Source organism: Natrononativus sp. DTA114, from assembly GCF_059736515.1.
Map to the genome: position 1 here is coordinate 1,227,474 of NZ_JCASSN010000001.1, position 26,386 is coordinate 1,253,859.

General features: G+C 59.1%; 21 protein-coding genes. 13 read left to right on the forward strand and 8 right to left on the reverse strand.

The features are described from left to right. Positions 1 to 380: 380 nt before the first annotated feature. Positions 381 to 1,313, reverse strand: a complete 933-nt coding sequence (locus AC6I6S_RS06340) for an NAD-dependent epimerase/dehydratase family protein (RefSeq protein WP_497948890.1) — start codon at positions 1,311 to 1,313, stop codon at positions 381 to 383. 166 nt (positions 1,314 to 1,479) lie between these two features. Between AC6I6S_RS06340 and AC6I6S_RS06345 the strand changes: the two genes are divergently transcribed. After that, positions 1,480 to 3,243 carry a glycosyltransferase family 39 protein gene (locus AC6I6S_RS06345; protein WP_497948891.1) on the forward strand — a complete coding sequence of 588 codons (1,764 nt, stop codon included), beginning with the start codon at positions 1,480 to 1,482 and terminating at the stop codon, positions 3,241 to 3,243. A gap of 363 nt (positions 3,244 to 3,606) precedes the next feature. Here the strand turns inward: AC6I6S_RS06345 and AC6I6S_RS06350 are convergent, their stop codons facing one another. Further along, positions 3,607 to 4,380: an FkbM family methyltransferase gene (locus tag AC6I6S_RS06350; protein WP_497948892.1), complete on the reverse strand. Its 774-nt coding sequence runs from the start codon at positions 4,378 to 4,380 to the stop codon at positions 3,607 to 3,609. Between the two features lie 609 nt (positions 4,381 to 4,989). Between AC6I6S_RS06350 and AC6I6S_RS06355 the strand changes: the two genes are divergently transcribed. The 3 genes from AC6I6S_RS06355 (at position 4,990) to AC6I6S_RS06365 (ending at position 8,952) form a co-directional block, all read left to right on the forward strand. Continuing rightward, entirely contained in the window at positions 4,990 to 7,038 is a 2,049-nt protein-coding gene (locus tag AC6I6S_RS06355; protein ID WP_497948893.1) for an ArnT family glycosyltransferase, read from the forward strand. Positions 7,039 to 7,243: 205 nt separating this feature from the next. Beyond that, positions 7,244 to 8,197, forward strand: a complete 954-nt coding sequence (locus AC6I6S_RS06360) for a glycosyltransferase family 2 protein (RefSeq protein ID WP_497948894.1) — start codon at positions 7,244 to 7,246, stop codon at positions 8,195 to 8,197. A 188-nt stretch (positions 8,198 to 8,385) separates the two neighbouring features. Next, positions 8,386 to 8,952, forward strand: coding sequence for a polysaccharide deacetylase family protein (locus tag AC6I6S_RS06365; RefSeq protein WP_497948895.1), 567 nt, complete (start codon positions 8,386 to 8,388; stop codon positions 8,950 to 8,952). A 36-nt stretch (positions 8,953 to 8,988) separates the two neighbouring features. Here the strand turns inward: AC6I6S_RS06365 and AC6I6S_RS06370 are convergent, their stop codons facing one another. The 3 genes from AC6I6S_RS06370 to AC6I6S_RS06380 form a co-directional block, all read right to left on the reverse strand. Beyond that, positions 8,989 to 9,831, reverse strand: coding sequence for an FkbM family methyltransferase (locus AC6I6S_RS06370; protein WP_497948896.1), 843 nt, complete (start codon positions 9,829 to 9,831; stop codon positions 8,989 to 8,991). 494 nt (positions 9,832 to 10,325) lie between these two features. Beyond that, a complete protein-coding gene (locus AC6I6S_RS06375) occupies positions 10,326 to 11,177 on the reverse strand; it encodes a hypothetical protein (protein WP_497948897.1) in 852 nt (283 codons plus the stop codon). A gap of 142 nt (positions 11,178 to 11,319) precedes the next feature. Further along, entirely contained in the window at positions 11,320 to 12,213 is an 894-nt protein-coding gene (locus AC6I6S_RS06380; protein WP_497948898.1) for a hypothetical protein, read from the reverse strand. Positions 12,214 to 12,477: 264 nt separating this feature from the next. On the opposite strand from AC6I6S_RS06380, the gene AC6I6S_RS06385 reads away from it, so the two are divergent. The 6 genes from AC6I6S_RS06385 (at position 12,478) to AC6I6S_RS06410 (ending at position 19,654) form a co-directional block, all read left to right on the forward strand. Then, a complete protein-coding gene (locus AC6I6S_RS06385) occupies positions 12,478 to 13,245 on the forward strand; it encodes a hypothetical protein (protein WP_497948899.1) in 768 nt (255 codons plus the stop codon). Positions 13,246 to 13,326: 81 nt separating this feature from the next. Next, positions 13,327 to 14,097 carry a class I SAM-dependent methyltransferase gene (locus AC6I6S_RS06390; protein WP_497948900.1) on the forward strand — a complete coding sequence of 257 codons (771 nt, stop codon included), beginning with the start codon at positions 13,327 to 13,329 and terminating at the stop codon, positions 14,095 to 14,097. A 155-nt stretch (positions 14,098 to 14,252) separates the two neighbouring features. Continuing rightward, complete coding sequence (locus AC6I6S_RS06395; protein WP_497948901.1) at positions 14,253 to 15,521, forward strand: glycosyltransferase family 61 protein; 1,269 nt, start codon at positions 14,253 to 14,255, stop codon at positions 15,519 to 15,521. Between the two features lie 96 nt (positions 15,522 to 15,617). After that, positions 15,618 to 17,411, forward strand: a complete 1,794-nt coding sequence (locus AC6I6S_RS06400) for an ABC transporter ATP-binding protein (RefSeq protein ID WP_497948902.1) — start codon at positions 15,618 to 15,620, stop codon at positions 17,409 to 17,411. A 189-nt stretch (positions 17,412 to 17,600) separates the two neighbouring features. Next, positions 17,601 to 18,734 (forward strand): glycosyltransferase family 4 protein, encoded by a 1,134-nt coding sequence (locus AC6I6S_RS06405; RefSeq protein ID WP_497948903.1) that lies wholly within the window; start codon positions 17,601 to 17,603, stop codon positions 18,732 to 18,734. Positions 18,735 to 18,823: 89 nt separating this feature from the next. After that, positions 18,824 to 19,654, forward strand: coding sequence for an FkbM family methyltransferase (locus AC6I6S_RS06410; RefSeq protein ID WP_497948904.1), 831 nt, complete (start codon positions 18,824 to 18,826; stop codon positions 19,652 to 19,654). A gap of 178 nt (positions 19,655 to 19,832) precedes the next feature. Here the strand turns inward: AC6I6S_RS06410 and AC6I6S_RS06415 are convergent, their stop codons facing one another. Then, on the reverse strand, positions 19,833 to 20,786 hold the full coding sequence (locus AC6I6S_RS06415; protein ID WP_497948905.1) for a glycosyltransferase family 2 protein: 954 nt from the start codon (positions 20,784 to 20,786) through the stop codon (positions 19,833 to 19,835). Positions 20,787 to 20,944: 158 nt separating this feature from the next. Between AC6I6S_RS06415 and AC6I6S_RS06420 the strand changes: the two genes are divergently transcribed. The 3 genes from AC6I6S_RS06420 (at position 20,945) to AC6I6S_RS06430 (ending at position 23,869) form a co-directional block, all read left to right on the forward strand. Then, positions 20,945 to 21,784 carry a glycosyltransferase family 2 protein gene (locus tag AC6I6S_RS06420; RefSeq protein ID WP_497948906.1) on the forward strand — a complete coding sequence of 280 codons (840 nt, stop codon included), beginning with the start codon at positions 20,945 to 20,947 and terminating at the stop codon, positions 21,782 to 21,784. Between the two features lie 122 nt (positions 21,785 to 21,906). Further along, the gene (locus AC6I6S_RS06425) at positions 21,907 to 22,875 is read left to right on the forward strand and encodes a glycosyltransferase family 2 protein (protein ID WP_497948907.1); all 969 of its coding nucleotides are present in this window, start codon (positions 21,907 to 21,909) and stop codon (positions 22,873 to 22,875) included. Positions 22,876 to 22,963: 88 nt separating this feature from the next. Further along, positions 22,964 to 23,869 (forward strand): glycosyltransferase family 2 protein, encoded by a 906-nt coding sequence (locus AC6I6S_RS06430; protein ID WP_497948908.1) that lies wholly within the window; start codon positions 22,964 to 22,966, stop codon positions 23,867 to 23,869. A 134-nt stretch (positions 23,870 to 24,003) separates the two neighbouring features. On the opposite strand, the gene AC6I6S_RS06435 is transcribed toward AC6I6S_RS06430, so the two are convergent. Beyond that, positions 24,004 to 24,933: a glycosyltransferase family 2 protein gene (locus tag AC6I6S_RS06435; protein ID WP_497948909.1), complete on the reverse strand. Its 930-nt coding sequence runs from the start codon at positions 24,931 to 24,933 to the stop codon at positions 24,004 to 24,006. Between the two features lie 78 nt (positions 24,934 to 25,011). After that, positions 25,012 to 25,971: an NAD-dependent epimerase/dehydratase family protein gene (locus tag AC6I6S_RS06440; protein WP_497948910.1), complete on the reverse strand. Its 960-nt coding sequence runs from the start codon at positions 25,969 to 25,971 to the stop codon at positions 25,012 to 25,014. Positions 25,972 to 26,386: the final 415 nt, after the last annotated feature.

Here is a 26,386-nt window from a genome sequence, read left to right on the forward strand (position 1 = left end):
CCGCACCCTATTCATCGAATTCATGCACTCATAGTGTCGAACAGCATCGCCATCAACAGACGGTTTCACACTCGAAGAGCAGTTGACGGGACGGGAAAGATCGGGTTTCGAACGGTGAAACTGGCGTCTGTGATGGGTACCGAACGATCTGCGACTGAGAATCCGGCGTACACGCTCGTAGTTCCGCTGGAGCCGTTTCACGCACCCAGTCACGACCACCGCTACGGCACGAGGCTCCACAAGAGCGTCTACGACGACGACGCGTACGGGAATCCATCCGAAGGAAGCGGACGGGCACGCAACCGTTCTCGTATTATCGCAGGAATCGGCGGCGAAGAACCTCGCATACTTCACCCGTAGTTGTTGAACCGCGTGCACGCTCAGGGCGCCGGAAATTCCTCGAGCAGTTCACGAGCGGCCGTTCGAACGGCATCGTCACTTTCCAGGGCCGGCTCCCAACCGAGCGCCGAGAGTTTCTCTATCGACAGCCGCATGTTCGGAACGTCGCCGGTCCAGCCCCGATCACCACCGGTGTACTCGTAGGCAGGATCGACGCCCATCTCGTCCGACACGATGTCCGCGATCCGGGTCACCGACGTCGTCGTTCGCGTTCCGAGATTGAACGACTGGAGCGGCCCGTCGACGCGCTCGACCACCGTCAACAGCGCGTCGATGCAATCGGAGACGTGCAGGTAAGACTTGCGCTGGCGGCCGTCACCGAGGATTTCCAGTCGCTCCGGATCGTCCCTGAGCTTCTCGACGAAGTCGGAAACGACGGCACCTCGAAGTCGCCGCCCAACGACGTTGGCGAACCTGACGTTCCGGATCGAAAACCCGTGGGAGTGGGCGTACGTCGCGAGCAAGCCCTCGTCCGCGAGTTTGCTCGCGCCGTAGACGCTGATCGGCTCGAGCGGCGCGAAGTCCTCGGGCGTTGGTCGGGGCGCCTCGCCGTACACCGTCGAAGAAGACGTGTACACCAGCTCCCTCACTTCCGCGTCGTCCATCGCCTGCAACACGTTCACCGTCATTTCCGTGTTCGTTCGAAACTGGTTGCGAGGATCAGCGGTGTTGACCGCCTTCGACGCCGCGAGGTGATAGACGAGGTCGGTTTCAGGGGATAGCACTCCCTCGAGCGTCTCCGGATCGGTGAGATCGCCGTAGACGAACGTCGCCCCGTTTGGAATACACGGTTCGCGGCCGTTCGACAGGTCGTCGACGACGACGACGTCGTTTCCGCGGGCGAGCAGTCGCTCCACGAGGTGAGAGCCGATGAACCCTGCCCCACCGGTCACGAGGATCCGCTCACTCGACATAGGGATGGTACCAGAAATCGCGTAATAGAGCTTCGTGGCACCTGTACCGAAATATGACGGGTCGTGATGAGTCGGTCAGTGAAGAGACTCTCGTGGACTGAGAGGTCCACGGGAGATACTACTTCCTGTACGACGAATGGACCGTGTGGGCCCGAACCGCCGGTCAGTGAGTGCGACCGTTGCTCAATACCTCCTCTACGTGACGGTCGGTCTGCTCGCACTCAACCTCGTCGTAGACGTTGGATCACGCGTCCCCCTCGGTTGGCTGGCGCTCGTCGTCGCAGGAGCGTTCGCACTAGCCACCGCCCTCGAGCGGTTCGATTCCGAAACCGTTGCCGGAGCGGACGAGCGACCGCCAGCGGTACGACCACCCTCGAGTCGTATGGTCGGAGCGATCCTCCTCGGGCTGTGTATCGCCGGCGGCGTCCTCCGCATGTACGCCCTCGGCGACCAGAGTTTCTGGTTCGACGAGGCGATCTCGGCGAACGCCGCGATCGCGTTGCTCGAGGACGGGCGCCCGACGTTTCCCTCGGGGTACACCTACTGGCGGGCGTTTCCTCACACGCTCGTGGTCGCGGGGTCGATGTCGGTCTTCGGAACCGGCGAGGCGGCCGCACGGTTTCCGTCGGTCGTCTTCGGCGTCGCGACGATCGGCGCGACCTACTGGCTCGGACGCGAGGTCGGCGGGTGGCGCGTCGGACTGCTGGCGGCAGTGCTGGTGACGTTCGCCACGTGGGAGATCGCCTGGAGTCGGCAGGCCCGAATGTACCAGCTGTTTCAGTTGCTCTACATACTCGCGCTCATGTTGCTTCTACAGGTCGAGCGGACAGGGTTCGAAGATTGGCGCCCCGGTGCCGGGCTCGTAATAATCAGCATCATAGCCATGCTGACACATCAGGTTGGCTATATTCTACTCCCGATAGCCGTTGTGTACCTCGGTGCGGTGAGTATTGAGAAGGGGTATCTCTCTAGACAAACCATAGGCGATCTCTTTATAGGCGCTGTCGTCCTCGCTTTGTTCTTCGAACTAATCGGACGAGGATTCTCGAATGTGATCGAGGTAGTCGTAACGACCGAGGCGGCTTACTGGGACGCCTACGCCGCGTGGCTTGCTGACGAATTCCACGCGTTCTTCTACCTCGGTGTGATCGGCGCCGCGTTACCGTTCTACCGCGGTAGGTATCGGAAAGGGGGGCTACTCATCCTTGCGGTCGTTCCAGCAGTCCTGGTGCTCAGCTTTCGGACACAGCTATTCGCTACTCGGTATCTCTACTTCGGACTTCCAGTGTTGTTCGTGTGGGCGGGGCTGACGATCGAATTCGTTGCTTCGCACCCGATGGATCGGGGGCAGTCAGTCAGTCGACTGCGGACCGTGGAACGGGCCGTCAAAGACCGAATCAGTCCGTCGCCGGGACGCGGAATAGCCGTTTCGCTCGCCACGATCAGCCTGGTGGCCATCCTAGCGCTTGGCGGCGGGTTCACGGTCGTACCGCAGTCGACGTACGAACTCGGTGCGAACGCACCCCAGCCAGATTTTGAGGGAGCCTACCAGCACGTCGAAGAGAATCGAGAATCCGAAGACGTGATCGTCGCCGGGTGGCCAGCACCCGGCCATTACTACGCAGGCGAGGTTGACTACTGGCTTTCCCACGGCTACGTAGGAATCGGCGGCGGAGACACTGTCAACGGTTTCGACCGGTACACCGGTGCAGAGGCAATTCAGGGAGCCGAAGAACTCGAGGCGGTAATGGAAGAACACGAACGCGGATGGATCGTTGTCGACGACATCGCGTTGGCGAGACAGGACGGTGAGACTCACGCCGTTGTTCAAGAGGGTCAATTAGAGTATGAGAATGGGGGGATACTCGTCTACTCGTGGAATCGCTCCGAAAACGGTAACTCCCTTCCAATATCCGCCCGTGTTGACTAGTGGACGTAGCAATGCAGGAGATGTCAACTGTGGCAGAAGATCGCATCCCAGCGATGCGCACAGATACGCGATCCCATTAGATAGTGAGATGGTGGGAAAGTTATCAAACCCATTTGCATTTACGTTTATCATGGTGTCAGTGGGCTTCATTCGCCCACCACCAGTTTACGGCCATAATCGGAAAGGCATACGACAGCCCAGTTCACTATCCCAGCCAACCGAGACAGATAAGCGATATCGATAGAGACTTCCATCTAATCAATCTACCTCATGTATATGTGTCTAATATATTATAAGTTGTGGCTCAAAGCGGGGGAGAATGAGGGTATGCACCCAGCTAATAACTGAAGAAAGAGCGCCAGATCACAAATTCTCGTTCTGGAATACGGAGACGTGGCTTTGGGAGGCGGTTTCTTGAAAACCAGTTTCGTTTAGTCGCTCACGAAGCTTTCCGTCTTCGGATCTTTTTTCGTGGAATTCAATAATGAGGGTTTTGCACCTAGTCGATAAGATGTCAATTTCGTTCATTATCAGGTCCCGTTCTGCGCCTTCGATATCACATACTAATTGGAACGACTCGAAATCATACTTCTCGACTAGCTCAGCAAGTGAAACCGTCGAAACGTGAGCTACGTCTCCAGTTTCATCCACAAATTCAGTAGTCGATTCCCAAAAGTCGTCGTGAAGATCTACCTTAACCACATCAGTTCTAGTCGAATAGGCTTGGTTTATAATGTCGAACTCACAATCATTTTCCTGTTTTGTGACGTTGAGGGTGGGAATCAATTGAGAGTTGGCTTCAACGCAGATCACCTCTGCGGTTGGATCTGTGTGTTGATGAATAACAGCAGAAATATATCCTATACCACCTCCCAATTCAATTACGGGGACAGAGCTCTCAAGATTAGGTATAAATTCTGTTTCCTCTATCTCATAATATCCATGAATGATGGCATCCCGAACGGTCTCCGAGATAACAGCGGATGAAAGATCTATCTTCACGCCGTTGTACAGAACGGTGTGGTCGTTCAGAATGGTTACTTTAAATTTATGGTAGTGATCTGGCCATCGGTTTCTGAAGTAGGTGGGGCCATTTGCGGCGAGCAACCTAACTTCCCCTACGAGTTTATTTAGCATGATAGTATTAGAACCATTGGGATAGCAATAAACCCCTAACAATATTCCAGCTGGTCAACCTGGCAGTGGACTACTGGCGTTCCCATTTGATGAGGGCGGCATTAGCTGGTCGGAGCAACCGGTTATTAATCGCGAACAGAGAGGGTGTCGAACCTGGGACACGTTGACAGGCGGGTTCTAAGTTTCCATACGAGGTGGTAGTGTCTGATGTCACCGGCGCGTGAAAATTGGAATTCCTGCAGTCTGTCTACCTCGACGGAAGGGGCTAGGGTCGGATCACTCGTTCCAGATAGCGGTGCTGGCGACCCGACGTGGGTCATTGGAGCCGTCCTCGTTCTTCTCGTTGCAGCCACCATACACGTGACCGGTTCTCACCTTAGAACAAGGGTGGGCGATGGTGACACATCCTTGACTGCAGTCGCTCTCAGCCAGCGGGTGAGGGACATCGCTTCATCGGTTCGCAAATACCTCCCCACCCCTAGTGTCGCGGATGCTCGAACGAGGGTGAAACACGGCGAGTCCTTGCCAATCAATTTGTACGGATACGCGGCGATAATACTCGTTATAGTGGCCGTCGGTCTTTTCCTCCGTCTTCGGAATCTCGGCTCATTGCCGTTCTGGATTGACGAAGTGTTCCACGCATGGGCCGCGCGCAACTTCCTCGAAGGAAACGGCTTCGCCCTCCCCGAAGCGCCGTATACTCGCGCATGGCTCACAACAAGTCTCCCGGTCGCGGTCTCGTTTTCCCTGTTCGGCTACACGGAGTTCGCCGCGCGGCTTCCCTCCGTGCTGATCGGAACCGCGACGATCATCGTCGCCTACTTTTTGGGGCGGGAGTTCGTTAGCAGGGAGATCGGCCTGTTGCTCGCAGTGTTCGTCGCCATTGACCCCCTGTCGGTCGTGTGGGCCCGCGAGGTTCGGATGTACGCCCACCTCCAGTTGCTCTATCTGTTGTCGATCCTTCTAGTCGGCCGGTGGTATCGGTCCGGCTTCGAGTTCCGAGCGAGACACATCGTTCCGATTAGCGTGGTTCTCGGCGTAGGATACGAGACGCACACGATTTACCTGTCATTCGGCCTCGTGCTCTGGCTCTTCTTCGCGATGCTCCTCGTCGCCGCCGCGCCGACCATCCGCCGGACGCTCGTCTCCGGCGCGCCGCTCGACGCCAGAACGAAACGAGTCGCTCTTCTCACCGCCGCGATTTCCGTGCTCGGTGTCGTGATGGTGTTGCGACGTGGCGTTCCCGCGGAGCTCGTGTTGCAGAGTGGGTTCGCGGACGACTACGTCACGCTTCTTCGAGAGAGCTACTCCCCGCTGTTCTGGCTCTTCGTCCCCGGACTGTACTACGTGCTCTCAAGGGGGCAGAAATCGTACGTGCTCGTCCTCTCGTTTCTGGTCCCGTTCGCGCTCGTCGGTTTCTCGGATGTCTATCCTCACCCCCGATACGTCCTCCACCTCCTCCCCGTGTTCGCCCTGATCGCGCTCGCTACGTTCGCGCTGCTGTACGAAATCGCGATGTGGGTGCTCTCGATGAACTTGGACAGGTGGGTCGCACGTGCCAACTCCGAACGGGTACACTCGGTTCCGTGGGTGGCGTCCGACTGGCGGCCCCACGCGCGAACGGGGGTCCTGATCGTTCTCGTCATTCTCGCGGCGAGTACGATGTGGATCACCGTTCCGCCCGCCCAGGTGGTCGGGATGACGAACGACGACATCCAATCACACACCTACCCCCGCGCTAACCACCACGCCGCAGCGGAGTGGTTTGACGAACACGGCTCCGAATCCCACGCTATCGTCTCGATGCGTCCAGAAGTCACGATGTGGTACGCTGGCGACGCCGACTACTTCTTCAGACAACACAAGCTCGAGTGGACGGTCGACACGGGTGACGCGACGATGCACCAACGAACAGGAACGGTCTACCTAGAGGACATCGACGACATCGAGGCGATGTTCGAAGCGGAACCGAGGGGATGGGTAGAGGCCTCCGGCCGGTTCTACCAGTCTTTGTTCGTGGACCCGGAGGCCACTCAGTACGTCCAGGACAATACGGTCCAGTATGGCGACGAAACGAGCGGGATGGACATCTACTATTGGGGACCGGATGCGATTTCGCCCGGGTTCGCTTACGAGAGTTGGAATCGAGATGTCGAATCTGCTACAGGGAACGTCCGAATCATCACGGACGAACACGACAACCACCAGCTCGCCCTCGGTCGCTTGAGCGAGTCCGAGGCCACGACCACCGCTTTCGGCGAAAACACTGGCGAGACGACCGGAGAGGTGACGTATTCGCTCTCACTATCCTCGGACCATCCGACTGAGATGGCAATCTCGGCGTTTGGAGACAGCGACCGGTATACGACGGTCGCGGTTTCGACGGATGGCTCGGAATGGACCGAGATCTACAGCGCTGAGGACGGGTGGGACGAACGCACTGTCGAACTACCACAATCGCTGGCTGGCGAGGACGTGTACCTCCGTATTTCAGGTGGCACACCGAACGGTGGCAACGGTGGACTCGTTCAGTCCTTCGAGGTATATCCCGTCTTCGGAACTGATCTCGAGGAAAACGGATCGACGACTGTCATGCACGAGGATTCACGGGAGATCGGGACCAGTGGTTTAAAATCATTCCCGCAGTCCAGCGGGTAACCGAATTCAGTCTATCCAGAGCGCCTTCCGTCGGTAGGTACTACACCTGACTGCGGGAAAATATAAGACACTGGAACACTAGCATTTGATAAGAGATTGTGTATCAGCGCCATCTCACCGGGGATGGGGTTCGGTGAGCCTGCTTTTTTGCCTACCCCTCCGGCTATTTACCGGCAGCGGTCGTAGTGCGACGATTGGAGTACTCATGAGTACGATACGAGAGCGAGCGGATACGTCGGAGGGAGGAAATAGCCCGCCGGACGTGGCCGTTGGCGTCAAAGTTTTCACCCGTACCGAGCGGTTGGAAGAACTGCTGGCGTCAGTCCCTCAAGGGAAGGTCTCGACAGTGTACATCGCCGACGACGGATCAGAGAAACACAAGCAGGGACGTCGTGAACGAATTTACGATCGGGACTTCCCGTTTTCGCTGCAAGTATTGGACCTCGAGTACGACACGGGAGTCGGGTTCGGGAGAAACGCGATCGTTGAGGCGCTCTCGGAGGAATACCTGTTGATGCTCGACTCGGACGTTCGCGTTCCGAGCAATGTCTCTATCCTGTCCGAACTCCTTGAAGCTCGACCAGACCTCGGCGGGGTCTCCGGAAGTATGATCGAACCAGAACTGAACAGGGTTTTCCTGATGGGAGCTGACTTCGACGACGCGGGAAGAACGTTGGTGATCTCGCCGTTTCTCACCGAAAAGGAGGTGGAGTACGCCGCCGGATACCCGTTCATCCGCTTCGATTTCCTCTCGAACGTGGCGTTGTTTCGACGCGACTGTTTGCGCGAATACGCCTGGGACCCGGAACTCGTCCTCGGAGGCGAGCATGGCGATTTCTACGTCGGCCACTGGAAGCGAACCGACTGGTCGTTCGCCGCCTGTCCCCGAGTACTGTTCGAACACTTTCCGGGAGGGGACGAGGAGTACCAGTCTCACCGCCAGGACGAGCGGAAACTGCTACAGTATGAAAAGAACTTCCTGGAAAAGTGGGGTTACGAGGAGATGAAGGTAGACAGCTATAATTGGTACAAAGGCGGCGTGAACCCGAACACGCCGCCACTATTCGATAAAGCCAGACGTGTCTACGCCGAGGACGGTGCGGTTCCGCTGGCAGTACGATCGATGAGAGCCGTTGTAAACCGTCTCGACCGTCGATGAGTCTCAATCGTCTCATCACGGAAGCGTCGGCTCGCGTTAACAGGTTCACCGGCCTCTTCGAAACCGGTCCGAATAACCAGAACGTGGTAGTTGCCTATCATTCGGTCGGTGAGCCAGAGTATTATGGAAACGTCTCTATCGACCGACTCAGACAGGATCTCAAATTTCTCGAGGAGCATTTTCGAGTAGTGGACCTGCCGGACGTGCTCGAACCTGGTGACGAGAGGCGGGTTGCGCTTACGTTCGACGACGGCTATAGGAACTTCTACGAGTGCGTTCTTCCTGTCCTTCGGGAGTTCGACGTTGAGGCGACCGTCTTCGTCCTGACGAGGCCACTCGAGCGCAACGACGAGCCAAGAGGGTCCCAGGGAGTCGTCGACGAGTTCCCCGAGGAGTCCCTCATGACTGAGGGGCAGATCGAACGGCTCGTCAAGTGCGAACGAGTCCACGTCGGCAATCACACGTCTTCTCATCCGAACCTCTCCACTATCGACGACGACGCAGCGCGTCAGCGGGAGATCGTCTGCGCAAAGGAGGCCCTCGAGTATAGATTCGGTGCGTCAATCAACCGGTTTTGTTATCCGTTCGGCGAGTATGACGAGGCCACGCGCGAGGTTGTCGAACGATCACACGAACTCGCGGTCACGACCGACGAGCGAACCGTTATGGCGAACACCGATCCGTATCAAATTCCCCGTTTCTTCGGTGACGGTCCCGACCGAGAGATTCACCGGGTACTTTCCGACTTTCGATAACCCGACGGGTCCACCCGAAGCTGCACCGCTCGTCGATTACGTCCGCTGACCTCGGAAGTAGACGCCCCCGTCCTCACCGTACGACCAGTTCCAGAGCGGTTCGACGTTGAACCCGTGGCCCTCAAGCCAGTCGTAGACCGAAGACACCGATTCGTTCGCCGCGTACGCATTGCAGTAGACGATCTCACAGGAGGGCCGGGAAATAGTTCCGTTCAGTCCGTGGAGAACACCCATCTCGCCGCCCTGGACGTCGATTTTTATGACGGTCGGAACGGGAGCGCCGTGCTCGAGCAGTTGATCGCCGGTGATCCCCGCGACCGAAATCGTCTCGATCGAGTCGTCCGACTTCCCCCAGTACGCTCCCGCGGTGTGTCTATCGAATCCGGTCGTCTTCGAGAGCGACAGTTCTCTCGGCGTATCCAGCAACGCACACTGGTAGGTGTCTGCCGCGAGATCGTTTCGCTCGAGATTTGTTTCGATACGAACGACGTTGGCCGGAGAGGGTTCCACGCTGACGACTGACTCGCAGCGTGTGGCCGCAAAGCAGGTGTAAATCCCGATATTCGCGCCGACATCCCAGAACACGTCGTCAGCAGAGAGCTGCTCGACGATATTCGGTAAGACGGGGAACGACGGGTCTCGCTCGGGGAACTTCTGAAACATCTTGTACTCGCATCTATTTTCGATTCGAAACTGTAGCGAGATCTCGTTGACGGTAATCGTCTGTTCGGAGGGGACCAACGCAGAGGTGGCATCGCGATAGATCGGCTTGACCACCGAATCGATTCCCGTGCGCTGGGCGACGCTCCAGACCCGACTATTGGCGATCGCCTGAGCCGTCTCCTCACCGATCCGAAGGAGGAATCCGCTCACGCTCATTAGGGTACTCCACCACGACACTGTGGATAAAACTCTAGCAGGGACAGGAAACTCTAGCAGGGACAGGTCAGTACGGACCGCGCCCTCCCTATCCAGTAGTTCTCCACGCACGAGTACTTTTAGCAAAACCAGTTCCCCGAGCGCAAAAGTAAATGAAAACGTCTTTAGATCGTCAGTCTTCCCTATAGTCGCTGAATATAACTCCTGATGACTTCACTTTCAATTAGCCTTCCCAGTTACAGATGCCGCCTGGTTAGCTGCTTCGGACGAATACCGACCCTTCAGCGGCTGTCACACCATCTGGGGAAAACAAGACACTTGCCCATTAAGACACATGTTCTGAAATAGTCAAATTTCACTACTCGCCGGTCGAATTTATTAATGTAATCCAAATGTCACTTCAGCCGCTGATTTCGACAACCATTCACCGTTTTCTCGTCTTGCGGTTTCCCTCATTTAGACAGTACTCTTATGAGAGGGGGTGCGATTCGTGTTCAGTGGCGAACACCAATAGTTCGTTTCCATTCCGCTGGAACAATGTCCTCCAGATCGGGATGATAGAGGTGTCGAACCGTCCTCTCGTTCAGCGATCCCGGCGATGAAGACCACCTGACATCGTCCCGCACTGCCTGCCAGTCGGCGTGTCTGACCCGGACCGTTATTGGTACCGCCTCGACGCCGACGATTTTAGCGATCGCGAGTCGGTGGAATCCAGCACCCTTTTTGGCCAACGACCCGTCTCTGAACACGTTGACGCCGATCTCCTCCAGCAGGGGGTGTGGTGCATCGGTCGTCGATTCGCGGGCGCGCTTCGGTTCCTCCCGGAGGTGCTCTCGCTGTGACTTGTATCCGTTCTCACGTATCCTGTGATACAGTTCGTCGATCCCTTCGCAGTACGCCTCGAGTTCGGCCGCGGTAGTACACCGCCAGTACGGTTGACCCGTCTCGAGCGCGTGGCGGTACGTTCGATACAGTTCGGTGTTCGACCACTCAACGCCGCCGACGTATCGACGTTCGAGGGAGCGATAGAGCATGTGCTCCTCGAATCGGCACGCTGGGGTATCCCAGTCGCCGTCGGCGACCAGTCCGAATGCTTTCGGGCCGGGGCCCTGGTAGTACTCGATGGTGTCCGGGTCGACCCACACAGGCCGAACGGGGTTCGCATCGCTCGTCTCGGGGCGAAGCCGCGACCGGGCCTCGAACCAGGCGGTAACGAGACGAGGGGGTGCCCGCTGGACGCCGTTCCGAAAAAGGAGTTGGTGTCGCACGTAGATGGCTGACTCCGAAACGAGCCTTTCCGCACCCTCGTCCGTGAGAACGTCGTACGCTCGGTGAACGAGACTCATGTGGGCGGCTCCGTTGAAACCGACTCGGTGAACGCGATTCCCCAAGTCCGACCCGCCGCGAGCACCTGTGGTAGGTCGGACGCCTCCAGCCGAACTGCGGAGTCAAAGCCGAACCCCCAGAACCGATTCGTCTCGAGGCGTCTCATACGCACCGTAACCGTTCTGGTATAACGTCCTCCATGTCCGGATGGTCGAGGTGTGCCCTCGCCGCCGGGCGTAGCTCCTCGAACGAGTCCTCGCGTTCGATCTCGTTTCTGAGCGCCTGCCACTCGGGGTGTCGAACGAAGACCCGCACCGGGATTCGATCGACCCCGAGCAGTTTCGACACTGACAACCGGTGGCGTCCGCGTTCGAATACGATCTCGCCGTTTCGTCCGATGTTCACCAGCACCTCGTCGAACTCAGGCGTACCGTACGATCGCGTGATCCGCTCGTCGGTCGATTGCAGTTCCCGCTGCGTTTTGTACCCCTCTGAGCCGATCGTTTCGTACAGATACTGGAGACTCCACCGACGGTCCTCGAGTTCCCGCGCTGCGTCGTGCTCGTCGTATCCCCGGTTTTCGACCAGTAGGGTACGGTTGAACTCGTAGTGGCTCGTCTCCGTCCACGGGACATCCCTCTCGAGGTACTCCCTCGCGGCGACGAACAACCCATACGTCTCGAGCGAGCCGAGCAGCGGCGTCGAGCGGTCGGTACAGGTGTGCCGTCTCGCAAAATCCCTCACAGGGACATCGCTCACCGTCCGATCCCACTCGCCCCCGAGAACGTGTGAGCCGCGTCTCGAGTAGCGGGTTCCGAAGTACGGAACCACCATGTGTTCGATGTCGGCCGGGTCGACGTATCGGAGGCGATACGACTCCGGTGCGGCGGAACCGTACACCAATCGCTGTTTTGCCGCCCGCGTCGTGGCTTCCAGGCGCCCAGTCGCCTCGGCGACGCGACTGTGGGTCGCGGTCGAAAGCGAGCGGGCTACCGAACCGACATCCGCTCGCACCGACCACGTTGGTATCCGGTCGGGCGGATCGATCACGCCCATGTCACTGGGTTATCAACAGCAGCAGAGAAATAAAGCTTTCATCCACCATGATCACCGTGACCGTGTGACCTGGCTTTTCGAGAACAACGAGGGCGGCCGGAACGCACAGGACCACGAGAGAGCGGTACCGTGACAGCTATAAGTAGCCGTTCGATGGAGGTGCCATCGCGACAGCGAGATACAAGGGTAGGACGTCTCGAGCGTTACCGACGTCGTGTCGGACGACGGGGCGTCGTTCGAGTCACACCGATCGCACCGGCTACAATGTTCCACACGACCCAACCGGCGCGGACTGTCCGTTCGTACGCTTCGAGCCTCCTCTCGAAGGTGAAAACTATCGGCTGGATCTACCGTCGTGAGTGGGGTTACGAGGCGCCGGTTGAACCACTCGGATTGATCGAGGTCGATCCGACGGCTATCGACGAGCACGTCACCAACGCCAGCCTCATGACCGCACTCATCGAGTTCCCGGGTGCGGTCGTACCGGGAGAGTGGGATACCGAGCGCATCCAGATCGAGGATCACCCGTACCACGACGCGTTTGTCGCACACTTCGAGAACGGCGTCCCCTGGACGGATACCGAGTTCTTTCGGTCGATGGCCGACCGCATCGACCGAACCGAGGGAAAACAGGCGGTCTGGCACGATTGTACGACCGTTTCTGACCTGCGGGACCGCGGTCAAGAAATTGACGCGCTCTACGAGTCGATACGACGGAACGGCTACCGCAGCCAGCGGAGCCTACTCGAGGAACTGAACGCGCCCCTCGGCACGCCGTCTCCCCATGGGCCACCCGAGTTCGGAGAGATGCTCGTCGCCATCTCGCGGGACGGTGACGTCCTGTTTGTCGACGGCGCACATCGGCTGTTTCTCACCCGTATTCTCGGCTTCGAGTCGGTGCCAGTGTGCGTGCTCGTCCGCCACCAGGAGTGGCAGGCGAAGCGAGATGCGATCTACACCGGTTCGATCGAATTCAGCACCGACAGCGTGACTGAGGCCGTCCACCCGGATATCCACGCTCTCCTGGACTGAAAGCGGCGAAACGACGGACCGATCGGCACGACCAGAAGCTGTAAGGCCAACCACTAACTGATTCGTCGGTGCAACAGTGATATGGACCCAGATTCTTTGCGTAATAAATACACAGGTTCAAGAGCCAAGGATTACGAAAATAAAAGAGCAGAGTATCCAAAGTGGCGGCGGGAACAACGGGCGGTAGCAGACCAACTCCGCCAACTCACCGCCGACCAGGATGTCGACGCGGTCCTCGACATCCCCGTCGGAACTGGCCGCTTTTTCGAGATTTACGAGGAGTTGGGTCTCGACGTGGTAGGAATCGACGTGTCGGCAGACATGCTCGAAGAAGCGCGGAAGAACGCGATCGGCCACGAAGGGGTCGAACTTGAGCAGGGCGATATCTTCGAACTCGACTGCCATGAGTTTCGTCCCGACGTGGTCGTCTGTTTCAGGTTTGCGAACTGGATCGACTTCGACGACCTGACGAGAGCCGTCGAAAACCTCTCGCAGACGGGAACGAAGTACATCATTCTGCGAAACAGGACGCCGCCACACTCACGCGGGCGGAAAACACCGGTCGACAGGATTGGTGCGGCCGGAAACGGTGTCACCCACCTGGTGCGGAGAGCAGTGTCGATTTTGCGAACCGAAGGGCCGGTCGAACTCGGACGCGCAATACAGTCACGAGTTCGAACCGAAATCGACAGAAAACGATCTCCAAGGGGGTCGCCGCTTACGAGCCACGACGAATCCGAACTGCGTAGGATGTTGGGAGAGTTCGGGTTCGAAATGGACCAGAAACGCCTTATCGACGCGTCAAACACGCGAGACGTGTACAGCTACGTGTTCGCCCGCTCCGACCAGTAGTGGACCGCGCCCCCACTCGAATATTGGCGAAGCGATGACGACAATGGCACGTATGTATCCCAAACCGTGATATCCGAAGACGGCGTATAAAGAAAGATATGCGGCAACGAGGGGACGAAGGTCTACGGACACATAGTCTGCCGGAAACGGGCGGCATGTTCAAGAGAGCGTGGTCGGCGGCGGCCAGAACGCGAAACCAACTACCGCTGCTGTCCACGTACCACGGGGTCCTGCGGGCCGCCGATCCGGTCCCCCCACTGCTCGTCAGTCGGTTCGTCGATCAGGTATCGGTCCTCGACCGTGATGGGCTCGCATCGTACGCCGAGTGTGATCCCGCCCACGACATCTGGCGCTTCTCAGCGGCCGAGCGCAACGAGTTCGATTCCGCCATTGGAAGCGATCCGCTTCCGCCGGGACTCGCGGCCATCGAACGGCGCCGGGAGCTCGCACAGCCGTTCGTGTGTGCGATTCGCGATGCGACCCTTGCCTGTCCGACGGCGATCGGATTCACCCCCGATCGGGATGTGATCCTCGAGACGACGCTCTCCCGACGGGACGTACTCGAGCAGGATCTACTGGAGAAACCACAGGCGATGGTGCGCGGGGTCCAACACGCCACGATCGGAGGAGACACCGGTCACGACGAGTACATCGACGTTGCCTGCTCGCTGGTCTCACGGTACGCGAGGGGGTACTACCACTGGCTGCACTCGTTGACCCAGCTCGAGGGACTCGAGGTGTTCGCCGCAGAAACTGGGATCCAACCCGACGTGCTTATTCCGCAGAACCCGCCGGAGTGGTTGCGCGAGTCCCTCGAACTGCTGGGATACGGGCCGGATCGACTCGTTGAGTGGACCGGCGCCCAGACGAAGGTGGGGACGCTGGTCGTCCCCTCCGTTCGCCGCCGGGAGTACACGGTACCCTACCACCGGTATCGGCACTCGCTGGACGCCTCGTACAAGGATACGTCCGCTCGAGCCTGCGAATGGCTCAGAGAACGGGCAATCGCCAACGCCGGGATGCCGGAGACTGTCGCGGACTCCCCGTACGTTCTTGTCTCCCGACGCGACGCTGACGAGCGACGGATCCGTAACCTCGAGGAAGTCGAATCGATGTTGGCTCCGAAAGGGTTTCGGACCTACGTCCTGAGCGAGTTGTCCGTCCGCGAGCAAGTACAGCTCTTTTCGAACGCCGAGATCGTCGTCGCTCCACACGGTGCCGGCCTCGTCAATATGCTGTACGCCGACGATTGCGCCGTCATCGAACTGTTCTCGTGGGCGAAACCGACGTTCGCAATGCTGGCTAACAATCTTGGGTTCGAGTACGGATACCTGCTCTGCGAGGACGCCGACGGCGACCTCCTCGTCGATCCGGATCGGTTGGAGCGGGTTCTCGAAGCCGTCGTGTTGAGCAGGAAAGTCTAGAGTCGACCACTCAATGAGGTCGCGATAAAAACGGGGAAAGGGCGCTCACCGTGTTAGCTTCAAGTCGGAGTTTGTCGTAGGGATGGAGACGATTCGATGAACGACGGTGATCTATCGGTCCGGGAGAAACTTCGGGCGCTGTGGCGGGTGATCGCATTCAGACCAGCGATGATCGGAGTGGTCGTTACGCTGAGCGTCTTCGCTGCCTTGCTCGAGGGGGTTGGCATCAGCTTCATCCTTCCGATCATCGAGGTCATTCAGTCGCCAGGCGACCCCACTGCGGAGGGCGGGATCGTCAGCGGCTTCGCCCGAGTGTACGACGCCTTCGGGGTCCCGTTCTCACTCGGGTTCATTATCCTCGGCGTCAGTTTCGTGATGCTGGTTCGGTACACCGTGAGTTTCCTCGTCGCGTGGCTGGTGGTCTCGTTCAAGACCCACTACCTCCGCCACCTACAGACGCAAGCGCTCGAGTGCTCGCTCAACGCACAGGTTGCGTACTTCGACGAGCACGGTTCCGACGACGTTCTCAACGCGATCGTCACTCAGGCGGAGTACGCCGCACGCGTGCTGGGCGATTTCCTCCAACTGTTCGAAAAGGTCGTTCTCTCGATCGTCTACCTGGCGATCGCGATCTACCTCGCACCCGTCCTCACGCTTCTCTCGGTGATCTTTCTGGGGGGGCTCACCTACCTCGTTCGAAACGTCGTCGAACCTGGGTACGAGATCGGTGACCGAGTAGCCGACGCAAACGAGCGCATTCAGCGCTCGGTGCAGGCCGCCACACAGGGGATTCGTGATATCAAGCTGTACACCAGATCAGACGACGTCTTCGAGGGGTTCTCCCGGGCGATCCATCAGTTCACAGACGCCCGGATCAAGCTGGGTCGAAACGAGGCCGCGATCAGCAACTTCTACAATTTATCGGCGGCGCTCGTTGTGTTCGGACTGATCTACGTCGCCCTGCAATTTACCGGACTCACAATCGCCGAACTCGGAGTGTTCCTCTTTGTGATGTTCAAACTCGCGCCACTTGCGAGCACCATCAACTATCAGTTCTATAAGTTCGAGGGGGCGCTACCGCATCTCGTTCGAACCCAGCAGTTCATCCGCGAACTCGAAAACCAGATAGAGCCCAATCCGGGCGACAAGCGGCCGCCGTCTCCGGTGACTCCGATTACCTTCGAAGACGTTTCGTTCCGGTACGGATCCAATCGTGACGAGACGGTGCTTCGAAATATCTCCTTCACCCTCGGGCAAAACGAGTTCGTCGCGTTCGTCGGTCAGTCCGGTGCAGGCAAGTCAACGATCGTCTCGCTCCTGGCCAGACTGTACAGACCCGACGACGGCGAGATCAAGGCCGACGGTGTGCCGATCGACGAACTCGATCTCGAGTCCTGGCGTGAACGGATCGCCGTCGTTCGGCAAAACCCGTTCATCTTCAATGACACCCTGCGCCAGAACATCAGGGTCGGTAACGAGGAAGCAAGCGAGCGGGCGTTCCATCGCGCCTGCGAAATCGCACAGATAACCGAGTTCGTCGACGACCTCCCTGATGGGTATGACACACACCTCGGAGACGACGGCGTTCGCCTCTCGGGGGGGCAGCGCCAGCGGGTCGCCCTGGCGCGGGCGCTGATCAAGGACGCGGACATCCTCGTCTTGGACGAGGCGACGAGCGATCTTGATACGCATATCGAACGGGAGGTGCAGCGGGGAATCGAGTCAATGGATCGAGAGTACGCGATCATCGCGATCGCTCACCGGCTCTCGACGGTCGTTAACGCCGACCGAATCTACACCCTTCAGGACGGCCGAGTCGTCGAAACCGGACCGCACGAGGAGCTCATCGATAACGACGGTACGTATGCACGACTGTACTCGACGCAGTGATCGGGATGTGTCAGACGCATCGGTGGCTGGAGGTACCGCTCGCGTTTTTGATGGTCTCTCGACCCCGTGCGCTTCGGTTTCGAGGCCACTGGGAGTTGATGAGCATACGGGGTGTGAAAGACGTATGATGTCGACACCGCGACAGAGTACCAGAAGAATGCCGAGCGCGCGCGGGGTCGTGGACGGCCGATGAGGATCCTCCTACTGAATTACGAGTATCCACCGCTGGGAGGCGGTGGCGGCGTGGCGGCGAAGACGATTGCCGAGGGATTCGTTGACTTGGGCCACAAGGTAGATTACGTTACCACCTGGTATCCCGGTCTGGATCGACGAGAACTCGTAAACGGTGTTCGGATCCATCGGATTCGTGTGGCACGTCGAACGAGTACGGAGACGGCATCGCTCTCCTCGCTGCTCAGCTATCCGCTCGCGGCGTTCCCCCGCTGTCTCGCATTGGGCCGGGAGTACGACTACGACCTCGTCAACACGCATTTTGCCGTCCCATCGGGGCCGCTAGGGGTCGCCGTTTCGAGACGTATCGGTGCCGAACACGTGGTTTCGATTCACGGTGGGGACGTCTACGATCCCACGAAAGCACTCTCCCCACATCGTCGCTGGATCCTACGTCGTGCGGTCGAGTACGTACTCGGGAACGCCGATCGAATCATCGTCCAGTCGAACGACATGCGACGGAATGTCAACCGGTACTACGATATCGGTCAAAATGTTGACGTGGTACCGCTTCCGTACGAGCCCACCGAGTTCACGCCGGTGTCTCGAGCGCGTCTCGGATTGGACCCGACGGCGTCCTACGTCATCTCGATCGGGCGACTCGTAGAGCGCAAGGGATACGATCGGCTGATCGCAGCAATCGCGGCGATTGACGACGTCAACGCGATCATCGTGGGGGAAGGGCCACGCCGGAGCAAACTTGAGGCGCTCGCGCGGAAACTGGGAGTCGAAGATCGCGTTCGGTTCACCGGATACGTAGACGAGGAAACCAAGTTCAGATACCTTGATTGTTCCGACGCGTACGTACTGAGCTCCCGATACGAGCCGTTCGGGGTGGTCGTTCAGGAGGCGCTCCAAGTGGGTCTCCCGATCGTCGCGACCGATCGCGGCGGCCACGTCGATCTCGTCGACGACGGGACGAATGGGGTCATCGTCTCAGACGATTCCCCGACCGCGTTAGGCGACGCCATCACCCGGGTGCTGGCGGGCGACGTTCGGGCAATGTCGCGGCGCAACCGCCGGAAAGTCGCCGATTTCGAGCCGGAAACCATCTGTATGGAGATGTTGTCCGCGGTCGAAAGCGACAGGTGACGACGTTCACGCGAGAACGCCAAGGGACCGTCGACCGATCGGTTTGTCGCCCCCAGACTCATTAGCGATTCCGTGGTGAGATCACTGAAATGGATATCCGCCAGACTACGTCGTCGCTCCTGCGCGATGCGGCCGCGGCCGCCTACCGCGGCCCCATCAGGTTCGTTTCCGAGCACGTCGGCGTTCACGACCGCCTCAAGCTGGCGTACGGCCGCTTCCAAGCGCAATTGTCGGGACCGACTGTTTTCCGGACCGTCGCGGGCGTCACGACCGAGTATCGACTCGAGACGGCTGCCGAGTACTACCGCCTCAGCTGGGGCACCGACGAACGACGGGTGCTGACGGACGTCCTCCGATCGATCGACCCCTCGGACGTCTTCCTCGACGTCGGCGCGAACGTGGGCACCTACACCTGCCCGGTCGCTGCCGTCGTCGACGAGGGAGCGGTGGTTGCCGTCGAACCCCACCCCGTGAACGTCGCTCGGTTGCGGGAGAACCTGCGGGCGAACAAACGGACTGCCGCCGTTCTCGAGCTCGCGCTGTCCGCGACGGGCGGTGAACTCGAGCTGATGACCGACGCGAACGAGCCGGGAGCCGGTGAACACGCAATTGGCTCCGGCGAACGAACCATCACCGTCGAAACGATCCGTGGGGACGACCTCATCGGTTTGAGAGACGTTCCGGAACCGACCGTACTGAAAGTCGACGTCGAAGGTGCCGAAGGGTGGGTTCTCGAGGGACTCGGTCGAACGCTCAAGGCCGACCGGTGCCGGCTCGTGTACGTCGAGATCCACCGCGAGAGGGTTGGATGTTACGGATATACCCCCGATGACGTGATCGAAATCCTGCACTCAGCAGGGTTCGATATCGAGACTATTCACGACCGCGGGCCCGAGTTTTTCGTGAAGGGGACGAAGTAGCGGGAACAGACGAGTGAACCCCGACGACGCAGCCCACGGTGTCCGCAGGAGAGTTCGATTCCGTCACAATGTGCCGGCGAGAAGAGTCCGTTGCCGGCCACCCACAGAGTGCTAACAACGAGGGAGACGACCGTACTCTGCTGTAATCCCGATTCCATACATTCGAGGTCTGCTCACCTCAGGTGCGCTGAATTCGTTGACTGATCGTTCGGCGTAGTCCCTCGCTCCGAACCGCAAGTCCGAGCGCTCCGGCAGCGGTCACCGTGGCGACCCCGGGCCGGCCGAAAATCGAACCGACGGTTTCGGCGAAATACTTGGCCCGCCGTTCGCTGCTGGTTGCGTGATATGTTGCGGCTGCGAATGCGGTGGTCGCGTACGGGTCCCACCGCCGTTCGCTCAGCCGTACGCGCCCTTCGTGGCGAGCAGTGTGAGCCAGCGCCGTGCGACGGCTCTCGGGATACCGGTCGTAGAGATCCGCGTATGCGTCGAGAATGTATTTCTTGTGAGCGACGTTCTCGGGCGAGGAACCGACGGAGTTCTCAGTAACCCGCTTTTCGACGAGCGGTTCGTCGACGAAGTTAAACCGCGTTCGCGCCGCAAGCCCGATCAGGATTTCCGTGTCGCCCGCGCCGTGGTGCTCGAAGGGGCGAATCGGTTCGAGGAGCGAGTGAGCGATCAGAGCCGAAGACGTGTAGCAGGGCGGCCACAGCTCGAAGGCGAGTGCCTCCGCCAGGACGGTGTCCCTGACGCCCGGATCCGGGCGGAGAACGTCGCCAGTATCTCGGTAGACGACGCCTGAGTAGACGACACCCGTCGCGTCGTCAAGCAGCGGAACTTGTTTCGCGAGCTTGTCTGCCCGCAGGAGGTCGTCGTCGTCGAGAAACTGGACGTATTCGCCGCTCGCAACATCGAGTCCGATGTCTCGAGCCGGATTTGCACCGATATTTCGATCCAGGGGGATATAGCGTACGTCGTCGAACTCAGAGACGACCGGTTCGGCGTGACCACAGCCGGAATCGTCGACGACGATCACCTCGGTCGGTTCGTAGGTCTGGGCTCGAGCACTCTCGATCGCCTCGACCAGTAGGTCGTTACGGTAGTATGTCGGAATGAGTATCGAGACGGTTGTCACGCGTGTCTGTACTTACGCTCCTCACGGCTGTAATTCCACTACCTACCAGTCGGCGAGGCTGAGACTCACCGAAGCCGGAAGTCGATGAATGCGAATCTCCTCAAGTGAGAACCCAATAACCCTGCCTGATTTATGGCCGACGCGGTGGTGAGACGACTATGCCTGACGAAGACGTAACGCTGCTCATCCCGTGTCTGAACGATGCGGACACGCTTCCCAGGACTCTAGACTCCGTCGACCGGTTGACGCCAGCCCCGGATCGAATCCTTTGCGTCTGCGATCCGAGCACCGACGGCACGAAAGGGATCATCAAACGACACGCCCGCGCCGAACTGATCGAACGTGACCGAATCGAGGGAATCTCGGCCGCACTGAACACGGGGCTGGCCCAAACCGAGACGCCGTGGCTGGCGAAGATAGACGCCGACATCTGCGTGCCGTCCGACTGGCTCGAGACGATGTACGACACCTGTCTCGCGGAGGACGTTGCGTTCGTACAGGGAGTTTATGAGGATGAAATCACCACCCTCGGCGATCAGTGGCGACGGACACACATTCTTCCGCGATTCCACAAGGCACCAGTACGGAACTACCCGATAAACGGCTCCAACATGCTCGCCCGAAGGGAAGTTCTCGAGTCGGTTGGCGGCTGGAACGAGGGCTACCGAGTATCTCACGACGATATCGAACTGATGAAGCGGTTACTCGACGCCGGCTACGAGATCTACTGTACGCCTGAGGCCAACGCCGTTCACCTCCGAACCGACACGTGGATCGAGGCATTGCGCCGGGCGTGGGAGTACCACCACGGCGGGTTCTCCGAGCGTCCCACGAAGTGGTCGGAGGTAGCCTATCGATATCCGTATAACCTCAAATCGACCGCGAAGGGGTTGCGAAACGACCTTCGCGAGGGTCGATACGAGATCAGTTGGATCACGGCGATGCGTCCAATCGTCCACCTCTGGTGGGACGTCAAGTACGTCTCCGACAACCGCTAGTGACGATCGGTATAAAGCCACACAGACTGGAAGCGACGGATCACCGAACCGGCTTCGCCGTGAAAGTCCCGTTCGGGCGAAAAACCTTCATGTATGTCACCGTCGCCAGACCCAGGTGCGCCATGGAGATTTCCGCCGCGGTCGTGACGTACCGGCGTCCCGACCGCATCAACCGGTTTCTGGATCGTCTCTCAACCGTTGGTGATCGGTTGACGGAGCTAATCGTCGTCAACAACGGTGCGGACGAACGAACGAGGGCGGTCGTCGAATCGTACATCGACGAGTTCGAGCGGCGGTCGATCGTGCTTCGACACCTTAGCCGACCTGACGATACGAGTCTGCCGGCCGGCCGAAACGACGCGATCGATCTGGCGACGGGCGACGTACTCTGTTTCCTCGACGACGACGTCGTTCCGGAGGAGACATGGCTCGAAGGCATCGAACGCGGGTACGAGTGGGACGAGAGCGTGGTCGCCGTCGGCGGCCCATCGCTTACGGTCGACGAAAATCTCGAGGTCCAAGAACGACTCCTTCGGACGGCACGAAACCAGAACCGACTCAACCGGTACGGGGAGCACGAACACGCAGTCGAACGTTGGATCCCCCCGCGGCCCGTTCCGACGGACTATCTGATGGGTTCGAACATGTCGTTTACGACGGCGGTGCTCGAGGAGATCGGCGGTTTCACCCCCATCTACGACGGTCACCCGCAGTTCGAAGACACTGACGTCATGGCGAAACTCTGGAAACGAGGCCACACCGTTTTGTACCACCCCGAAGCGCTCGTATACCACATCCGAGCTCACCGCGTCGACACCGCCTATGGCGACTACTGGTTCGCCCGGAACGGGATCCGGTACCGAAAGGAGAACTTTCCAGAGGAGTACCGCCACTCGCTGTTCCGGCTACTTTTCACAACGGGGTATGGGGAGTGGCCGCCGCCGATCTGGCGACAGCTCGCGGTTACGGCCCTGTATCGAACCAGCCGGTACCGCTGGTTCCTGCGCGGCTACCTGGACGAACTATTTGTCGACCGCTTTGACAACGCGATCGCTGACCGGCTCTCGGCGGCGGACAACGTTCCCCAGTGACTTCCAGCAGCGCTCACCGACCGGCAATTGAGTACGGAGTTCTGTATGATAGCTTGAAGGAGACCGGCGGAGAATCGTACAAGAGACGATGAACGGGGAGTCGACAGTCGAAGAAATCGCAGTCGGAGTAAAGGTTTTCACCCGCACGGACCAGCTGGCAGCGTTACTCTCGTCGGTCCCGGCGTTTGTCGACACTGTGTACATCGCCGACGACGGTCCAAGCGAGCAACAGCGGCTTCGGCGGAAACGACTCTACGAGGAGGAGTATTCGTTTTCCGTTCGTTCTCTCCTTCTCGAGTATGACACCGGGGTTGGCTACGGTCGCCGCAGGATCGTCGAGGAGTGTAACGAGGAGTATCTGTTGATGCTTGATTCGGACATGCGGGTACCGAATAACGTAGCGGTGCTACTCGACGTTCTCCGCCACCGCCCCGACCTCGGCGGCGTCTCCGGCTGTCTGGCCGAGCCACCGTACAACCGGATCGTACTGATCGGTGCCGATTTCGAGGAGCGCGGGAAGACACTTCGGCTAAGCCCGTTCCTGCAAGAGAAGGCGATCGAGTTCGACAACGGCTATCCGCTGATCGAATTCGATTTCGTGCCGAACATCGGACTCTTTCGGAGGGAGTGTCTCCAGGAATACGCATGGGATCCCGGCTATGAGATGGAGTGCGACCACCAAGATTTCTACCTCGGTCACTGGAAGCAGACCAACTGGTCGTTTGCGGTCTGTCCGCAGGTCGTGTTCCCACACTACCCTGGCGGAGACGACGAGTACCTCTCCCACCGATGGGACGACCGCAAGGACGGGACGGCGTATCTTGAGGAAAAATGGGGGTACGATTCGTTCGAGACCATTGGTTACTACTGGTTCAATGGCGGGCAGCGATGGGCACAGGATCCCGTTGATCGCGCCTTTGAGGTGCTCCGTGACGAGGGTGTCAGCGGATTCGCGAAGCGGTCGAAGCGGTTCGTCCAAAACAAACTTGCGTGAGCCGATATCCGCGTGACTACCCACCTATGACGAATCACCTACGACGAATAATGGCGAGTTGTTAACGCGTTCCCACGGTCGACAGTTCGTTCTCTTCACGCGGATATGTGAGCTGTTCCCACTCAGCCGTCGAGCTACGGCTCCTTCCGAACCCCGTCAAGGTAACCGAGAATCTGCCACAGGTACGCTACTCGACCGGTCGCGAGAGCGCCCGCCAGTAACAGCCACACCGGCGACGGGTAATACCGTGTGTACAGCAAAAGCCGAAGCAGCGACAGCGGGTACGTCTCCGGAAAGTTCTTCTTTCGGTACCGGACGTTGTTCCGACCGTACCAGTATCGATGAGTTCGGTCGAGTCGCTGATTGGGGTAGCCGCCGTCGGATGCCATATGGTGGTACACCAGCGCTTCGGGATGGTAGATGATCGTCTCCCCGCGTTTCCAGAGTTTCGCCATGACGTCGGCATCCTCGTACATTGGATACCCCTTGTAGCCGGGGTCGAAGCCGCCGATCTCCTCGAGCACCGCCGTCGTAAACGACATGTTAGAGCCCTGTAGCCGGTCGGTTTTGACGGGATTGGGCGGGATCCACCGATCGACGTTCTCTACGTCTTCGCCGTACCGATTCAGACAGTTCATGTTTTCGGTAGTTCTCGTGATTTCGTACACCGGCCGAAGCGACTCGTCGGTCGCAATCGAGGGGCCGCCGACGGCGGCAACGTCATCGATCCGGTAGCCGCGTTCGATCCCTCGGAGCCACGACGGGGGGGCGACGGTGTCATCGTCGAGGAAACAGAGTACGTCACCGCGTGCGTGCCGAAGCGCGACGTTTCTTCCTCCTGGTAGATCGTAGCCGTTCGGCCGGACGAGGTGTCGAAGCGACACCGAGTGGGACTCGAGCGCTGGCCGACGTCGCCGAACAGTCGTCGCCGTCGCGTCGTCGTCGCCGTTGTTGACGACCACGACCTCGTCGGGCGGGCGGATCTGTGCTGCGAGGCTCTCGAGAAGGCGGTCGAGGGAGTCGGCTCGGTCGCGCGTGACCACCGCGACAGTGAAGGTCGTCATAGGACGACAGTCACCATCGGTGCCAGGAGATGGTCGACGTGTCAGTATTCACCACGAGCGATTGAGGAGTTCGAGGGGTCATGCCTGCATGGGCGCGTTCGCTCGGATTTCCTCGAGAACGGACGGGTTATTCAGGTACCACTCGATCGTTTCCTCGAGCCCCTCGGTAAAGGAGTAACGCGGTCGGTAGTCGATGATGCTTCGTGCTCGAGAGATGTCGCCGATGTAGCGCTCGATCTCCCCCTCGCGGATCGGTTCGACGTCAATCGATGACTCTCCCGGCGTTCGTTCGTTCACTGCTTGTGCGAGTTCGATCAGAGATGTCCCTCGACCGGAGGAGATGTTGAGCGTCGTTCCCTCGACTTTTGGGAATCTACTGACAACCTGCGTTACGCCCTCTACACAATCGTCGAGATACGTAAAGTCGAGGACTTTCCCGGAACCGTACACCGTAAGCGGCAACCCCTGCTCGCTTCGGGCGATGAAGAGCGGGATAACCCGGTCCGAGGAGTCGTACCGACCGTAGACGTTCGAGAAGCGGACGATGGTCGTCGACAGTCCGTAACACGCGTTGTACGACTGGGTCATCGCCTCACCTCCGACCTTACTCGCGGTGTATGGACTTTCGCTCCGATCTGCGTTCGTGTCGGTTTCGGAGAAGACGACCTTCTCGTTGTATCCGTACACCTCTCGAGAACTCGCGAAGACGAACCGTGGAATCGACGCACGCCTCGCGTACTCAAGGATGTTGAAAGTCATCTCGAGGTTTCGCATCGCGTACTGTGGTTCTTTGACGAGTTGGTGAACTCGCGCGTGAGCCCCCAGGTGGACGATCATGTCGATGTCGTCGGGAAGCGTCGAGACGGCCTCGGGTTTGGAGAGATCGACGAGTGTCGTCAGTTCGTCGACCATCGAGTCCCAACGGTTCGGGGTGACGTCGACGCCGGTAACCTCGTAGCCCTCCGACAACAACCGCTTTGCAAGCGCCGTTCCGATCGTTCCACTGCTCCCCGTTATTAAGACGTGTTTACAATTCATGGTGGCCCACCAGGTACATTTCGGAGCGTAATTGGGGGTGTGGCGCCGCTTGAATCGGGTATCGTCACAGTCAGAAATCGATCTGTCACCACTGTCATATCCCCACCTTGAGCGACGGCTGGGTGAAAAACCGGGGTATCGTCTCCGTCGAAACGAGCTGTTTGTCGAGGGCGCGCCTCTCCGAACCGTTCATTTCTGGACGAGCCAACGACGGGAATAATGCGAAACGAACGACACCCCAAGTAATACGCTGTTACCGGCGAGCAGTCCGTGACTTTGGTTATCCGCGGATTGCGAGGCAACTGCCACCGGATCGGCTAACGAACAATCGACCTGCACCGTGGTCGGCGCCGAACAACGGCACAACCCGCCTTCAGGTTCCGGCACCCATCGGAATCGGTGAAAAAGAACGTTG

Excerpts from the sequence above, each read along its gene's own strand:
- AC6I6S_RS06340 (WP_497948890.1), bottom strand. The coding sequence starts at position 1,313 with ATGTCGAGTGAGCGGATCCTCGTGACCGGTGGGGCAGGGTTCATCGGC.
- AC6I6S_RS06350 (WP_497948892.1), bottom strand. The coding sequence starts at position 4,380 with ATGCTAAATAAACTCGTAGGGGAAGTTAGGTTGCTCGCCGCAAATGGC.
- AC6I6S_RS06360 (WP_497948894.1), top strand. The coding sequence starts at position 7,244 with ATGAGTACGATACGAGAGCGAGCGGATACGTCGGAGGGAGGAAATAGC.
- AC6I6S_RS06370 (WP_497948896.1), bottom strand. The coding sequence starts at position 9,831 with ATGAGCGTGAGCGGATTCCTCCTTCGGATCGGTGAGGAGACGGCTCAG.
- AC6I6S_RS06375 (WP_497948897.1), bottom strand. The coding sequence starts at position 11,177 with ATGAGTCTCGTTCACCGAGCGTACGACGTTCTCACGGACGAGGGTGCG.
- AC6I6S_RS06380 (WP_497948898.1), bottom strand. The coding sequence starts at position 12,213 with ATGGGCGTGATCGATCCGCCCGACCGGATACCAACGTGGTCGGTGCGA.
- AC6I6S_RS06385 (WP_497948899.1), top strand. The coding sequence starts at position 12,478 with ATGTTCCACACGACCCAACCGGCGCGGACTGTCCGTTCGTACGCTTCG.
- AC6I6S_RS06390 (WP_497948900.1), top strand. The coding sequence starts at position 13,327 with ATGGACCCAGATTCTTTGCGTAATAAATACACAGGTTCAAGAGCCAAG.
- AC6I6S_RS06395 (WP_497948901.1), top strand. The coding sequence starts at position 14,253 with ATGTTCAAGAGAGCGTGGTCGGCGGCGGCCAGAACGCGAAACCAACTA.
- AC6I6S_RS06400 (WP_497948902.1), top strand. The coding sequence starts at position 15,618 with ATGAACGACGGTGATCTATCGGTCCGGGAGAAACTTCGGGCGCTGTGG.
- AC6I6S_RS06405 (WP_497948903.1), top strand. The coding sequence starts at position 17,601 with ATGAGGATCCTCCTACTGAATTACGAGTATCCACCGCTGGGAGGCGGT.
- AC6I6S_RS06410 (WP_497948904.1), top strand. The coding sequence starts at position 18,824 with ATGGATATCCGCCAGACTACGTCGTCGCTCCTGCGCGATGCGGCCGCG.
- AC6I6S_RS06420 (WP_497948906.1), top strand. The coding sequence starts at position 20,945 with ATGCCTGACGAAGACGTAACGCTGCTCATCCCGTGTCTGAACGATGCG.
- AC6I6S_RS06425 (WP_497948907.1), top strand. The coding sequence starts at position 21,907 with ATGGAGATTTCCGCCGCGGTCGTGACGTACCGGCGTCCCGACCGCATC.
- AC6I6S_RS06430 (WP_497948908.1), top strand. The coding sequence starts at position 22,964 with ATGAACGGGGAGTCGACAGTCGAAGAAATCGCAGTCGGAGTAAAGGTT.
- AC6I6S_RS06435 (WP_497948909.1), bottom strand. The coding sequence starts at position 24,933 with ATGACGACCTTCACTGTCGCGGTGGTCACGCGCGACCGAGCCGACTCC.
- AC6I6S_RS06440 (WP_497948910.1), bottom strand. The coding sequence starts at position 25,971 with ATGAATTGTAAACACGTCTTAATAACGGGGAGCAGTGGAACGATCGGA.